This is a genomic window from uncultured Intestinimonas sp. (assembly GCF_944387725.1).
Lineage (GTDB): Bacteria > Bacillota > Clostridia > Oscillospirales > Oscillospiraceae > Intestinimonas.
On the sequence record NZ_CALXGA010000058.1, the window covers coordinates 1 to 13,676 of the forward strand.

12 protein-coding genes and 1 other annotated feature are annotated in these 13,676 nt (G+C 66.2%); of the genes, 3 read left to right on the forward strand and 9 right to left on the reverse strand.

Features of this window, described 5'->3' with window-relative positions; translation table 11 throughout:
• The 9 genes from ileS to Q0K09_RS08465 form a co-directional block, all read right to left on the reverse strand.
• Positions 1 to 2,009, reverse strand: a 2,009-nt coding sequence (gene ileS, locus Q0K09_RS08425) for an isoleucine--tRNA ligase (protein WP_294475242.1), incomplete at its 3' end; no start/stop codon positions are given.
• A 109-nt stretch (positions 2,010 to 2,118) separates the two neighbouring features.
• Positions 2,119 to 2,346 (reverse strand) — a binding site (T-box leader).
• 64 nt (positions 2,347 to 2,410) lie between these two features.
• Positions 2,411 to 3,157, reverse strand: a complete 747-nt coding sequence (locus Q0K09_RS08430; RefSeq protein ID WP_294475244.1) for a DivIVA domain-containing protein — start codon at positions 3,155 to 3,157, stop codon at positions 2,411 to 2,413.
• A 150-nt stretch (positions 3,158 to 3,307) separates the two neighbouring features.
• Complete coding sequence (locus tag Q0K09_RS08435) at positions 3,308 to 3,781, reverse strand: cell division protein SepF (protein ID WP_294475246.1); 474 nt, start codon at positions 3,779 to 3,781, stop codon at positions 3,308 to 3,310.
• A gap of 33 nt (positions 3,782 to 3,814) precedes the next feature.
• Positions 3,815 to 4,519: a YggS family pyridoxal phosphate-dependent enzyme gene (locus Q0K09_RS08440; protein ID WP_294475248.1), complete on the reverse strand. Its 705-nt coding sequence runs from the start codon at positions 4,517 to 4,519 to the stop codon at positions 3,815 to 3,817.
• A 25-nt stretch (positions 4,520 to 4,544) separates the two neighbouring features.
• Complete coding sequence (locus Q0K09_RS08445; RefSeq protein ID WP_294475250.1) at positions 4,545 to 5,834, reverse strand: HlyD family efflux transporter periplasmic adaptor subunit; 1,290 nt, start codon at positions 5,832 to 5,834, stop codon at positions 4,545 to 4,547.
• A gap of 42 nt (positions 5,835 to 5,876) precedes the next feature.
• Positions 5,877 to 6,116 (reverse strand): RNA chaperone Hfq, encoded by a 240-nt coding sequence (gene hfq / locus Q0K09_RS08450; RefSeq protein ID WP_294475251.1) that lies wholly within the window; start codon positions 6,114 to 6,116, stop codon positions 5,877 to 5,879.
• 37 nt (positions 6,117 to 6,153) lie between these two features.
• Positions 6,154 to 7,095, reverse strand: a complete 942-nt coding sequence (gene miaA / locus Q0K09_RS08455; protein WP_294475253.1) for a tRNA (adenosine(37)-N6)-dimethylallyltransferase MiaA — start codon at positions 7,093 to 7,095, stop codon at positions 6,154 to 6,156.
• A gap of 124 nt (positions 7,096 to 7,219) precedes the next feature.
• Complete coding sequence (gltA, locus tag Q0K09_RS08460; protein ID WP_294475255.1) at positions 7,220 to 8,605, reverse strand: NADPH-dependent glutamate synthase; 1,386 nt, start codon at positions 8,603 to 8,605, stop codon at positions 7,220 to 7,222.
• Positions 8,606 to 8,607: 2 nt separating this feature from the next.
• Positions 8,608 to 9,453, reverse strand: a complete 846-nt coding sequence (locus Q0K09_RS08465; RefSeq protein ID WP_294475257.1) for a sulfide/dihydroorotate dehydrogenase-like FAD/NAD-binding protein — start codon at positions 9,451 to 9,453, stop codon at positions 8,608 to 8,610.
• A 164-nt stretch (positions 9,454 to 9,617) separates the two neighbouring features.
• Here Q0K09_RS08465 and Q0K09_RS08470 point away from each other — a divergent pair, with 164 nt between their 5' ends.
• Genes Q0K09_RS08470 through Q0K09_RS08480 form a run of 3 tightly spaced genes read left to right on the forward strand, consistent with a single transcriptional unit; the run spans position 9,618 to position 13,369 of the window.
• On the forward strand, positions 9,618 to 11,126 hold the full coding sequence (locus tag Q0K09_RS08470) for a spore germination protein (RefSeq protein WP_294475260.1): 1,509 nt from the start codon (positions 9,618 to 9,620) through the stop codon (positions 11,124 to 11,126).
• On the forward strand, positions 11,123 to 12,244 hold the full coding sequence (locus Q0K09_RS08475) for a Ger(x)C family spore germination C-terminal domain-containing protein (RefSeq protein WP_294475262.1): 1,122 nt from the start codon (positions 11,123 to 11,125) through the stop codon (positions 12,242 to 12,244). The genes Q0K09_RS08470 and Q0K09_RS08475 overlap by 4 nt, the downstream gene beginning before the upstream one ends.
• A gap of 60 nt (positions 12,245 to 12,304) precedes the next feature.
• Complete coding sequence (locus Q0K09_RS08480; protein ID WP_294475264.1) at positions 12,305 to 13,369, forward strand: GerAB/ArcD/ProY family transporter; 1,065 nt, start codon at positions 12,305 to 12,307, stop codon at positions 13,367 to 13,369.
• Positions 13,370 to 13,676 lie beyond the last annotated feature (307 nt).

Sequence of the window (13,676 nt, forward strand, 5' to 3'; positions counted from 1 at the left end):
TTGCCCAGCATATACCGGGCGGTGTTGCGGATTTTCAGGTAGGCCTGGGAGAGCTGCTTCATGATGTCCTTGGAGATGCGCATGTCCTGGGTGTAGTCGGCGGAGGCCACCCACAGCCGGAGCATGTCGGCGCCATACTCCTTGATGACCTCCTCGGGGCCCACGGCGTTGCCCAGGGACTTGTGCATGGCCTTGCCCTCGCCGTCCACGGTCCAGCCGTGGGTGGCGATCTGCCGGTAGGGAGCCACGCCATTGACGGCGATGGAGGTGAGTATGGAGGACTGGAACCAGCCCCGGTACTGGTCGCCGCCCTCCAGGTAGAGGTCGGCGGGATACTTCAGGTAGGGGCGCTCCGCAGCTACGGCGGCCCAGGTGGAGCCGGAGTCGAACCACACATCCATGATGTCGGTCTCCTTGGAGAAGTGGGCTTTGCCGCACTTGGGGCAGACGAAGCCCTCCGGCAGCAAATCCCTGGCCTCTCGGTCAAACCACACGTTGGATCCGTCCTTTCGGAAGAGGGCGGCCACATGGGCGATGGTCTCGGGGGTGACGATGTCGGCGCCGCAGCCGTCGCAGTAGAAGATGGGGATGGGCACGCCCCACACCCGCTGGCGGGAGATGCACCAGTCGCTGCGCTCGGAGATCATGGAGATCATGCGCTCCTTGCCCCAGGCGGGGTGCCACTGGATGCCCTCGCAGGCGGCCACGGCGGTGTCCTTGATGGCGTCCACGGAGCAGAACCACTGCTCGGTGGCCCGGTAGATGATGGGGTGCTTGCAGCGCCAGCAGTGGGGGTAGGAGTGGGTGATGTCCTCCCTGGCCACCAGGAAGCCCTCCCGCTCCAGGTCCTCTACCACCATGTCGTTGGCCTTGGCGTAGTACTGACCATTGTAGCGCTCGTCAGTCATGATCCCCTTGGCGTTCACCGGCACAGGGGTGCCGATGTGGGTGAGCCCCGCCTTGTCGTACTGCCGGCAGATGGTGAAGTCCTCAGCGCCGAAGCCGGGGGCGGTGTGGACGCAGCCGGAGCCGGCGTCCAGGGTGACGTGCTCCCCGTTGAGGATGACGCTCTCCCGGTCAAAGAGGGGGTGCTTGGCAGTCATGAGCTCAAACTCACTGCCCTTGAGCTCGGCCAGGACCTTGCAGGCGTCGAAGTCCATGTGGGCGGCCCTGCAGACGCTTTCGGCCAAATCCTTGGCCAGAATATACACGTCCCCATTGGGCGCCTGGAGGAGGACATAGTCAAATTCGGCGTTCAGGCAGATGGCGTAGTTGCCGGGGATGGTCCAGGGAGTGGTGGTCCAGATGACGAAGAAAATCCTGGTGAGGTCGGCGTACTGGGAGAGCTTCCCCTTGTCATCCCGCACGGGGAACTTGACGAAGATGGTGGTGCAGGGGTCGTCCTGGTACTCAATTTCGGCCTCGGCCAGGGCGGTCTGGTCGTGGGGGCACCAGTAAACCGGCTTCATACCCTTGTAGATGAGGCCCTTTTCGGCCATCTTGCCAAAGACCTCGATCTGCTTGGCCTCAAATTCGGGCAGCAGGGTGATATAGGGGTTTTCCCACTCCCCCAGGACACCCAGACGCTGGAATTGCTGGGTCATCTTGGAGATATAGCTCTCGGCGTACTCCCGGCACTTGGTGCGGAACTGGGCGGTGGTCATCTCCTCCCGCTTCACGCTTTTGTCCTTGAGGACCGCCGACTCGATGGGCAGGCCGTGGGTGTCCCAGCCGGGGACATAGGGAGAGCAGCAGCCCGTCATATTCTTTTCTTTGACGATGATGTCCTTGAGAATCTTGTTCAGGGCGGTGCCGATGTGGATGTTGCCGTTGGCGTAGGGGGGGCCGTCGTGGAGGACGAAGCGGGGCTTGCCCTCGTTGCGCGCCACCATCTTGTGGTAGAGGTCCTTGTCGTACATGGCCTGGAGCATCTCAGGCTCCCGCTTGGGCAGCCCGGCCCGCATGGGGAAATCGGTCTGGGGCAGATTGACGGTCTGATTGTAGTCCATGGGCGGTTCTTCTCCTTTTTGATTTAATTGAAATCGGGTGCTGTGCTCTTCTGGTTTTACCGGGGCGGCGGCCCCTCCACAGGCCGCAGTGAAAAAGCGCCCTTGTCTCAAAAGAGACAAAGGCGCTTTGAACCTCTGCGGTACCACTCTTCTTGCCGCAGACAGACCGCGGCCCCTTGGGGGGCCGGTAACGGGGCCGGGCCGGGGCCGCCTACTTTAGGGGTTCAGCGGCCCGCTCCAAGGTGATCTTCCCGTCCCCTCCCCGTCCGCCTTGCACCAATACGGCGGCTCTCTGTGCGGCTGTGGGGGCGGTACTCGTCCTTTTCCACGCGTTTTTCACTATGCCTGAGCATTGTATCCGTTTCCGGAGGTTTTGTCAAGGGGGAGAAAAATCCGCCGCCCTATTTGATCTCGTAGTTCTCTCCAAAGGGAAGGTTCTCCAGGTCGATGCTCAGGTGCCGGGCGTGCTCGGTGCCGGTCTCCTGCCTGGCGAAGGCGGCGGTGAGGTCGCCGTAGAGTCCGCCGGGCCGCTCCTCCTCGTCCTTCAGGGGGGGCTGGGCCTCCGGCGGCTCCTCCACAGCCGGCGCCGCTTTGGTGTCCTCCAGGCCGCCGCTCTCCTCCCGGGCCAGGTGGTCCACGGTGGCATGGATGTCCTGGGCGGCGGCGGCCACCGGGTCGGGCTCCTGGAGGGGGGCGGGAGCGAGCTTGTCCAGGGCGCTCAGGTACTCCAGCTCGTGCTGGTAGAGTTCCTTGAGCTTGGCCACATAGGCGGTGGTGGCGTTCTGGGCGGCGGTGAGGCGGAACTGCTGGGTCTCCACCTCCTGGCGCAGGCCGGCCACCCGCTTCCGGGCCTCCTCCTCCGCCTGGCGGAGGAGGCTGTCCTTGGCGGTCTCCGCCTCCTTGATCATGTTGTCGGCCATCTTCTGGGCGGTGAGCAGGGTCTTGCGCATGGCCTCCTCGGTGGATCGGTACTCCTCTACCTTCTCCACCAGCACCTTCATCTTGCTCTTGAGCGCGGCATTCTCCTTGTAAAGGGTGGTGTAGTCCTCGGTGAGCTGGTCCAGGAACTCGTCCACCATGGCCATGTTGTAACCGCCGAAGCCCGCCTTGGCAAAGGCGCGCTCCGAGACCTCCTGAGGCGTCAACATAATGGGTCACTCCATTTCCGAGAATTCTCTGTCTGTCGGGGCAGAGGCCCCCGCGTCCCGGGGCGTTTGCGCACGCACAGCGCGGCTGCCCGCCGGGAGGCGCGGCGGCCCCGGCGCACCCTTGTCCGTACAGGCGCCGCAGGCCCCTACTCAAAAATACAGTCCGTTATTTTCCAGCTCGTCGATTAAATCCCCCAGGATGTCTACATTATAGGGGGTGATGATGTAGGTGGAGAGGGCCACCTTTTTGATCTTGCCCTCGTTGGCATAGGCCACGCCGGAGAGGAAGTCCAGCAGCCGGCGGGCGATGTCCTTGTTGGTCTGCTCCAGGTTCAGCACCACGGTCCGCTTCTCCCGGAGGTGGTCGGCGATCTCTGCGGCGTTCTCAAACCGGTCGGGCTTCACCAGCACCACCTGAAGCTGCGTGGTGGTGTGGATGTTTACCACCTTGTTGCTGCGGCGGGGCTGTTCGGACTCAGAGTTGTAGAAGCCTCCCGCGCTCTCCCGGGCCTTCTCCCTCCGCTCCGGGCGGGAAACCGGGGGCTCGAAGTCGTCGTACTCCTCCTCGTCTTCTTCGTCCTCATAGGGACGGGCCAGACGCCTGATCTCATCAATGAATCCCATAACGCTTCTTCCTTTCCTTTCCCCCTGGACGGCTTAGGGCTGCACGGGGGGACGGGGGCCGAAGAGGGCGGCGCCCACCCGGACCAGGGTGGCGCCCTCCCGGACCGCATCCTCGTAATCTCCGCTCATCCCCATGGACAGGCAGTTAATATCAGGGTTATTATCTCCCATTTCCTTTCTTATGTCAACAAAAAGCTGCCGGGTCCGGGCAAAATATCCCCGGTTTCCACCGGGACCGGCCGCTGCGGGGGGGATGGACATGACCCCCCGCACGCGCACATGCGCCAGCGCTCCGGCCCGCCGGGCCAGCTCCAGCAGGTCCTCGGGGAGGCAGCCGCCCTTGCTGGCCTCCCGGGCAATGTTGACCTCCAGCAGGATGTCCTGGACCAGACCCAGCCTGGCGGCCTGCCGGTCCACCGCCTCCAGCAGCCGGAGGGAGTCCACCGACTCAATGAGGTCCACCCGCCCCGCCACGAACCGGACCTTGTTGGTCTGGAGGTGGCCGATGAAGTGGATCTGGGCCCCGTCGTAGGCGCAGTCGTCCAGGTGGGCGGTGAGCTCCTGGACCCGGTTCTCCCCGCACACGGTGATCCCGGCGGCGATGGCCGCCCGGATGGTGTCGGAGGTCTGGACCTTGGTGGCGGCCTCCAGGGTGATCTCCCCCGGGTCCCGGCCCGCCTCCCGGGCCGCCCGGGCGATGCGCTCGCGCACCATGCGGATGTTCTCCTCCAGCGGCATCTCATGCACGCCCCTTTCTGTCTCTCTATTCCAAAATGACCTTTCCGTTGTAGAGATCCTCCGAGGAGATCAGGACCTGATCCCCCGCCCGGAAGGCGCTGCGAATCTGGCTGTCGGTGGGGATCTCCGGCAGGACGGCCTGGACCAGGTAGTAGTCTCCGTCGTCCGCCAGAATCTCCACCTCCTTTTCCTCGGCCTGGGCCCCGGTGAGGACGAAGACCACCGTGACCTGGGTGGTGATCTCCTCCCCGGTCTCCGGGTCCTCGGTGGTCCGCAGGCCCTCCCGCACCGCCAGCTTGGGCACCCGGATGCCGGTGACGCTGTCAAAGATCAGCTCCACCGTCTGCCGGCGCAGCAGGCTGGTCTCGGCCAGGGCCCGGGAGGAGGAGAGGATCACCAGGCACGATCCATCCTCGGCGGCCCCCACCCGCTCCACAGTCATATCCAGCTCCCCGGACCAGTCCCGGGAAAAGCGCACCCGCACCGTCCGCCCCTCCACCAGCCGCCCGGCGGTCTCCTGGGGCACGGCGGCGGCGAAGTACCAGGTGGAGCCGGTGATGAGCTTTCCCACCGCCCCGGCGGGGGCCTCCGGGTCCTGGTCCATCAGGTTTTCCAGGCCGGAGACCGTCAGAGTCTCCAGGCTCTCGGGGCTCACCAGGTCCTCATAGCCGTCGGCCTCGGCGGAGAAGACCCCTGACCGGCTCACCCGGATGGGGGTGGTGTCCAGGGAGGCGGCACTCTGGAGGGCCTGGATCCGGGCGTCCAGAGCGTTGACGGCGGCGCTGATGTCCACGGCGCCCCCGCCGGAGGAGTAGCCCTGGCGGATGACCAGGCTCTTGAAGGTGAGGACCTGGTCCTCCAGCCCCGTCAGGTCGCCATAGGCCGCAGAGGTCCGAAGGCCCAGCATGGCGTCCACGATGTTCTGCTCCAGCCGGGCGGCGTCCATGCCGGTGCCGTCCTGCTGGAGGGAGTAGAGAAGCTGCTCCCGCTCCAGCTGGAGCTGGCGGATCTCCTGCCGGCGGCTCAGGGCCTCCTCGTCCTGATAGAGGTAGGCCACCACCGCCCCGGCGGCCACCCGCTCCCCCTGGGCGGGGACTATGTCGACAATGGCCGCCGCGCCACCGCCGGCGACCACCTCCTCCTGGCGGATCAGCAGGCCGGTGACCTCGGCGGCGTCGTCCACCGTGTGGGCGTAGGTCGTGACCGTGTACTCCGTCTGGTTCAGGCTCCGCCAGGCGTAGGCCCCCAGATAGGCGCACACCATCAGGAAGAGCAGAAGCATCATCATTCGGGTCATCAGGGTTCCTTGCTTCATGGGCCGCTCCTTTTCTGTCTCCGGGCCGCCGGTTCCGGGGGATCATCCCCCCAGCACACCGCCCCCTTCCAGCTCCACGGCCCTCTCGGGGACGATGGTGGAGATGGCGTGCTTGTAAATGACCTGCTGCTTGCTGTCCGTCATGAGCACCACCACGAAGGCGTCAAAGCCGGTGACAATGCCCCGAAGCTGGTAGCCGTTCATCAAAAACAGCGTCACGTTGGTCTTGCCGCGGCGGATGCGGGTGAGAAAGGCGTCCTGGAGATTGATTCTGGTCTGCATGTCTATGTACACTCCTCTTTCTGTTGGAATGCACTCATTATAAACCAAATTCTCCCAAATATGCTGTCGCCTCTTGTCGGGCTCTTTCAAAATCGGGGGACGCCCCCCAGTACAGCCACCGGACCCCCGGGGTGCGCCGGAACCAGGTGCGCTGCCGCTTGGCGTACTGGCGGGAGCGGAGCTTCACCTCCTCTACGGCGGCCTCCAGGGGGACCTCTCCCCGGAGGGCGGCGGCGAGCTCCTTGTAGCCAATGGCCTGCATGGCGGTGCAGGAGGGGGGGACGCCGGCCTCCAGGAGGGCCCGGACCTCTTCCGCCAGGCCCTGGGCCATCATCTGGTCCACCCGCCGGTCAATGTGCGCCCACAGATCCTCCCGCCGGAGGAAGTCCAGCCCCAGCCGGAGGGCGTGGTACCGGGGAGGCAGATTCCGGGTCCGGCGGTCGTGGTCGGTGATGGTCTCTCCCGTCTCGTACCAGACCTCCAGGGCCCGGAGAATGCGCTTTTCGTCGTGGAGGTGGAGCCGGGCGGCCCGCTCCGGGTCCACGGACCGGAGCTGGGCGTAGAGGGCCTCGATGCCCTCCTCCCGGGCCCGGTCCTGGAGCCGCCGCCGCCAGAGGCCGGAAAAGGGGGCGAACTCCCGTCCGGCCACCAGGTTGTCGATATAGAGCCCGGTTCCCCCCACTACGATGGGGAGGCGGCCCCGGGACAGGATGTTCTCCACCTGGGCGGCGGCCTCCTGGACGTACCGGGCCACGGAGTAGTCCTCTCCGGGGACGGCGATATCCAGCATATGGTGGGGGACCCCGGTCATCTCCTCCGCCGTGGGCTTGGCGGTGCCGATGTCCATGCCCCGGTAGATCTGCATGGAGTCGGCCGAGACCACCTCCCCGCCGTGGGCCAGGGCCAGAGCCGCCCCCAGGGCGGTCTTGCCCGAGGCGGTGGGGCCGCAGACCACCACGATGTTCTTTTGCTGGTCCACAGGCGGACCTCCTCTCTGCCAGGGGGCAAGGGCCCCTTGCGGGGTCCGGCGGGCCGCCGGACTCCGCGCAATCCCCCAGCGGGAGCTGGAAAAAAGGGGCCCGCCGCGCGGCGGGCCCGGCCTGTCAGTCCGCCAGAGCCTGGTGGATGGCGGCGGCGGCCTTCTTTCCGGCCCCCATGGCCAGGATGACGGTGGCCGCCCCGGTGACGGCATCCCCCCCGGCGTAGACCCCCTTCCGGGTGGTCTCCATGGTGTCCTCCTGGACGATGAGACAGCCCTTCCGGTTGGTCTCCAGCCCCGGTGTGGTAGAACGGATGAGGGGGTTGGGGGTGGTGCCCAGGGACATGATGACGGTGTCCACCTCCAGGACAAACTCGCTTCCTGGCACCTCCACCGGACGGCGGCGGCCCGACTCGTCTGGCTCCCCCAGCTCCATGCGGATGCACTCCATCCCCGCCACGGCCCCATGGCCGTCGGAGAGAATCTTGGTGGGGTTGTTCAGCAGGTGGAACTCAATGCCCTCCTCCTTGGCGTGGTGAATCTCCTCGGCCCGGGCGGGCATCTCGGCCTCCCCCCGGCGGTAGACCACATAGACGTGCTCCGCCCCCAGGCGCTTGGCACAGCGGGCGGCGTCCATGGCCACGTTGCCGCCCCCCACCACCGCCACGGCGCGGCTCTTTTGAATGGGGGTGTCGTAGTCGTCTAAGTAGGCCTTCATCAGATTCACCCGGGTGAGAAACTCGTTGGCGGAGTAGACCCCGCTGAGGGTCTCCCCGGGAATGCCCATAAACATGGGAAGCCCCGCGCCGCTGCCCACAAAGACCGCCCGGAAGCCCATGTCAAAGAGCTCGTCGATGGTGATGGTCTTGCCCACCACGGTGTTCAGGCTCAGCTGGGCCCCCAAGTCCAGAATGCCCTCCACCTCCCGGAGGACGATCTCCTTGGGCAGGCGGAACTGGGGAATGCCGTAGACCAGCACCCCGCCGGGAGTGTGAAAGGCCTCAAAGATGGTGACCTCATACCCCAGCTTCCCCAGGTCGGAGGCGCAGGTGAGGCCGGCGGGGCCGGAGCCCACCACCGCCACCTTGACGCCGTTGGAGGCGGGCTTTTCCGGCTTTTCGGCCACGTTCTCCCGGTACCAGTCGGCCACAAAGCGCTCCAGGCGTCCAATGGCCACCGGCTCCCCCTTCTTGCCCCGGACGCACAGGGCCTCGCACTGGCTTTCCTGGGGACAGACCCGGCCGCTGACGGCGGGCAGGCCGTTGGTCTGGTAGATGACCGCATAGGCGGCCTGGAAATCGCCCTCGGCCACCTTGGCGATGAACTCCGGGATGTGGACGTTCACCGGGCAGCCGGAGACGCACAGGGGCTTCCTGCACTGGAGGCAGCGGCCGGCCTCCTCCACGGCCATCTCCGGGGTGTAGCCCAGGGCCACCTCCTGAAAGTTGTGATTGCGGACGCTGGGGTTCTGCTCCGGCATGGGGAGCTTGGTGGGGCTCATGTTGGCCATGCTCAACGCACCTCCTGATTCAGCAGGCGGCAGGCGTGGTCCCGGCGGACCTGGGTCTCCCGCTCCTTATAAGCTCCGTTGCGGGTCATCAGCTCGTCAAAGTCCACCTGGTGGCCGTCGAAGTCAGGGCCGTCCACACAGGCGAACTTCACCTCGCCCCCCACGCTGACCCGGCAGCCGCCGCACATGCCGGTGCCGTCGATCATAATGGGGTTGAGGCTCACCAGGGTCTTGATGCGGTAGGGCTCGGTGGTCTTGCAGACGAACTTCATCATAATGATGGGGCCGATGGCGATGACCGCGTCGTACTGGTTCCCCGCCTCAATGAGGGCCTTGAGCTTGTCGGTGACCAGACCCTTTTCCCCGTAGGAGCCGTCGTCAGTGGTGAGATAGAAGTGGTCGCAGGCGGCCTGGAACTCCTCCTCCAGGATGACAATGTCCTTGGAGCGGAAGCCGGCGATGACGTCCACCGCCACCCCGTGCTCATGGAGGTACTTGGCCTGGGGGTAGGCGATGGCGCAGCCCACGCCGCCGCCGACAACGGCCACCTTCTGTACCCCTTCCAGCTCGGTGGGGCGGCCCAGGGGGCCCACAAAGTCCAGGATGTCATCTCCCTCCTCCAGGCTGTCCAGGAGCTCGGTGGTGAGGCCCACCTTCTGGAAGATAATTGTAATTGTGCCCTTCTCCCGGTCATAGTCGGCGATGGTCAGGGGAATGCGCTCCCCCTTCTCATCCACCCGGAGGATGATGAACTGGCCCGGCAGGGCCTTCTTGGCTATGAGGGGGGCCGAGACCTCCATGAGGGTCACGGTGGGGTTCAGCCGCCGCTTGGTGATGATCTTTGCCATATCTGACACTCCTTCTGAGTTTGTGCGTTTGGCGATTTCTTTATTATATAACATGCTTTGCCCGATTGTCCAGCGGTTTTCTCCACATTTGGGGCGGCGCGGCCGGTCCGGGCGCATATCCGGCGGCGGGGCGGGACAGACTACCGGGGAAAGGAGGCCGTGCCGTGGGCTTATTTGGACCGAAAAAGATCGAGGTGCCCTCTCACCCCAGACAGGACCCCCGCATCCAGGGGCCCCTCACTGTGGAGACCATGGAGCGGGTCTTTACCGACTGTGTGGATTTTGCCCAGCGGCCTGTGGCCCTGGGCGGGGACCCGGGAAAAACCGCCACGCTCTGCTATCTCTCCGGCATGGTGAAGATGGAGCGGGTCAGCGATTATATCCTCCGGCCCATGGCCCTGGAGCGGGACCTGGGGGCGTGTTCCCAGAGCCAGGCGGTGGACCGCATCCTGGCCGGGGCCCTCTATAATTTATTGGCGGTGGAGCGCACCACCGCCGACCAGGGGGTCTTTGACCTCATCAACGGCTGGTGCCTCCTCTTCTTCCCGGAATGCGGCCGGGTCCTCTCTTTCCTGGTCCAGACCGAGGAGAAGCGCTCCATCTCCCCCTCGGAGAACGAGCCGCCCCTGAAGGGGCCCCGGGACTCCTTTGTGGAGTCCATCCGCACCAACACCTCTCTCCTCCGCCGCCGGGTTCGGACTCCAGCCCTGCGCATCCGGGAATTGCTGGTGGGGCGGCAGACCGTCACCCCCGTGGACATCGTGTGGATTGACGGCCTCACCAATCCTGAGACTGTGGCGGCCGTGGAACAGCGGGTGGGGGAGATGGACATCGACGCCCTCATCGCCACCGGAAACCTGGAGGAGTATATCGCCGACGACATCCGCACCCCCTTTCCCACCCTCTCCTGCACCGAGCGGCCCGACCGCTTCTCCGCCGGCATCGTGGAGGGCCGGGTGGGGGTGCTGGTGGACGGCCTGCCCCTGGGCTGGCTCCTGCCTGCCGCCCTGAGCCAGTTCTTCAAGACACCCCAGGACAAGTCCCAGAGCTGGCTGGCCGCCTCCGCCCTGACGGTGCTCCGCTACCTGTGTATGGTGCTCACCCTCTTCCTGCCGGCGGTCTACACCGCCGCCGTCACCTTTCACCTGGAGCTCCTGCCCACCCGGCTGGCCCTCTCCATCATCTCGGCAAAGCAGGATGTCCCCTTCACCACCGTCTTCGAGGTCCTGCTCATGCTCATCGCCTTTGAGATCATCCAGGAGGCGGGGCTGCGGCTGCCCAGCTCCATCGGCCAGACCGTCTCCATCCTGGGGGGGCTGGTGGTGGGCTCCGCCGCCGTGGAGGCCCGCATTGTCTCCCCGGCGGTGCTCATCGCCGTGGCCGTGGCCGGCATCGCCGGGTATACCATGCCCTCCCAGGACTTTGCCGGAGCCCTGCGGATCTGGCGCTTTGTGCTGGCCGTCCTGGCCGCCGTGGCCGGGATGTTCGGCGTGGCGGCGGGCGGGCTCCTGCTCATCTGCCACCTGGCCGCTCTGGAGAGCTTCGGCGTGGCCTACCTCGCCCCCTTCGCCCCGGCGGAGGAGGGGGGACGCGCCATTCTGCGCCGGCCTCTGCCCTGGGTGAAGCTCCGGGAGGCCGCCCTGAAAACCCGGAACCGGAGGAATCAGCGGTGAAGAGAGGAATCGTGTCCGCCCTGGCCCTGAGCCTGGCCCTGACGGGCTGCTCGGCCCTGCCCTACGCCCACGAGATTGACCAGACCGTCCTCATGGAGGTCCTGGGGGTGGACGCCGGGCCGGGGGAGGCTGTGGCTATCACCGCCGCCAGCGCCGGCCGGGGTGGGACGGGGGAGTCCCCCGGTCAGGACCCGCTGGTCCTCTCGGCCCAGGCCGGAACCATCACCGCTGCCTGCGCCCAGATGCAGACCTGCGGGGAGCAGTACGTCTTCTACGGCAACGTGGAGCAGGTGCTGGTGGGGGAGGCGGCCGCCCGGCGGGGCCTGGAAAACCTCCTGGGCCAGATGGCCCGGGACCCCAATCTGCGGCTGGAGGCCAATCTCTGGGTGGTGAAGGGGGGAGAGGCCGCCGGTCCCCTTTTGGACGCCGCCGGAGAGGGGGGCGCCCCGGGCCGCCTAGCCGCCCTGGCGCAGGACGCTGAGCTCCTGGGGGGCCCTCTGGCCAAGACCGCCCGGGAGGTCCTGGCCGAGCTGCTGGAGAATGGCTGCGCTCTCCTGCCCGCCCTGGAGCGGCGGGCGGCGGAGGAGGGTGAGGGAACCCAGGGGGAGGACACCCTGGCGGCGGCGGGGTACGCCGTGCTCCGGGACGGGGCCCTCCTGGCCTTCACCCAGGGACAGGAGACCCTGGGGGCCAGCCTGCTGCTGGGCTGGGGCCATGGGGGGCTGCTGGCCTTCTCCGACGGGGCGGGGGGGACCGTGACCCTGCGCCTTACCGGGGTCAGGACCACCCTGGAGCCCAGCTTTGACGGCGGGAGGCTGGCGGGGCTGACCGTCACCTGCCGGCTGGAGACCCAGGCGGCGGAATTTCAGGGCTGGAACAGCCGCCTGAGCGAGACCGGACGGCTGGCCCTGGAGGAGGCCCTTGAGGCGCGGGCCGAGGGGGCCATGGAGGAGGCTCTGGCGCTCTTCCAAGAGCTGGATGCCGACTGCCTCCGGCTGGGGGCCCGGGCCGCCCTGGCGGCCCCCTGGCGCAAGGACGCCCTGGAGGAGCAGTGGGCGGCGGCCTTCCCCACCCTGGATATTACCTTAGAGGTGGAGGGACGGGTGGCCCGGGGCTGAGGGACTCGTCCAGCTTCTCATTTTTTACAAGAGGGAAGTGATCTTCTGGAACGCGACCGTATCTCTCTCCGGCAGCTCTATGGGCTGCTCTCCGCCGCCCTGGTCTCACCGGCGGTGCGGGCCCTCCCGGGCTGGACCGCTGCGGCGGCGGGGAAAAGCGCCTGGCTGACAGGGCTCCTGGCCGTTCCCGCTTTTTTGCTGCTGGGATGGATGCTCTCCGCCCTTCTGAGACAGGGAGGCGGACTGGCCCAGGCCCTCCAGCGGTCCTTCGGAACTGCGGTGGGGAAGGGAGTCACACTCCTCTACCTCCTCTGGGGGCTCTTCCTTCTGTGCCTGGAGGGGCGGCTCTACGCCGGGCGGATGCTCTCAGCGGGCTACCGAGCGGGGTCCCCGGCGGCCTTCCTTCTGGTCCTGCTGGCCCTGGTGCTGTGGATGGCCCGGCGGAAGCTCGCGGCCTTCGCCCGGGCGGCGGAAATCTGCTGGCGGGTCCTGGCCCTGACCCTGGGGCTGGTACTCCTCTTTTCCATCTTAGATGTGACGCCGGGGTATGTACTGCCGGTGTGGTTTTCCGACCTGCCCCAGGCGGGGGCCGCCGCCCTGATACCGGTGGGCGTGCTGAGCTGCGGCGTCTTCGCCGCCTTTCTGGGGGATAAGGTGGAGCGAGGGGAGGACGAAAGGCGCCGGGGGCTCCGGCGGCTGTTGGGGGGCTGTGTGGCCCTGACCCTGCTCCAGTTCGGCGTTCTAGCCCAGCTGGGCCCCGGTCTGTGCGCCCGGCTGGAGGCCCCCTTCCTGGAGGTGGCCCGGGGCGTGGGGCTGGAGGGGGCCTTCCAGCGGGTGGAGTCCATTGTGGCGGCCCTGTGGGTCCTAAGTGACTTCGCCCTGCTTGGGCTGCTGACCTTCGCCCTGCGGCATATGGCGGGGGCAGTCTTTGGAGAGAGCGGGGCGCGGTGGGCCCCCTGGGCCGGTACAGGGCTGGCCTTCGCCGGGGGGATGCTGCTTTTTCCAGACGACTTTGCCGCAGAAATGCTGGCCGAGACGGTGGCCCCTCTGGGGAACCTGGTCCTGGCCTTTGTACTTCCCGCGCTGGCTCTTTGGGCCGGATGGCTCCGGGGGCGGAAAAAGTAAACCCATATTTTGTGGATAAAACGGTGTGAAACGGGAAAATATAGCGTGTGTAAAGGGAAGACAAAAGAACCTCGAAAAAAGTTGAAAAAGGGAGTTGACAAGCTGTGGAGGATTTGGTATAGTAACTGAGCGCTTCAGGAAAGCACTGGGGCAGAAGGGGAATCGGCCGGGCGGCCGGGAGACTTCTGAAAAAAGTACTTGACAAGGACGAAGACATGTGGTAACATAAGCGAGTTCGCGTCAGCCGGAAGGCGGTGCTTCTCCGAAGAAGTTTAGAGAAAGCACTTGACAAGGGCTTAAAGATGTG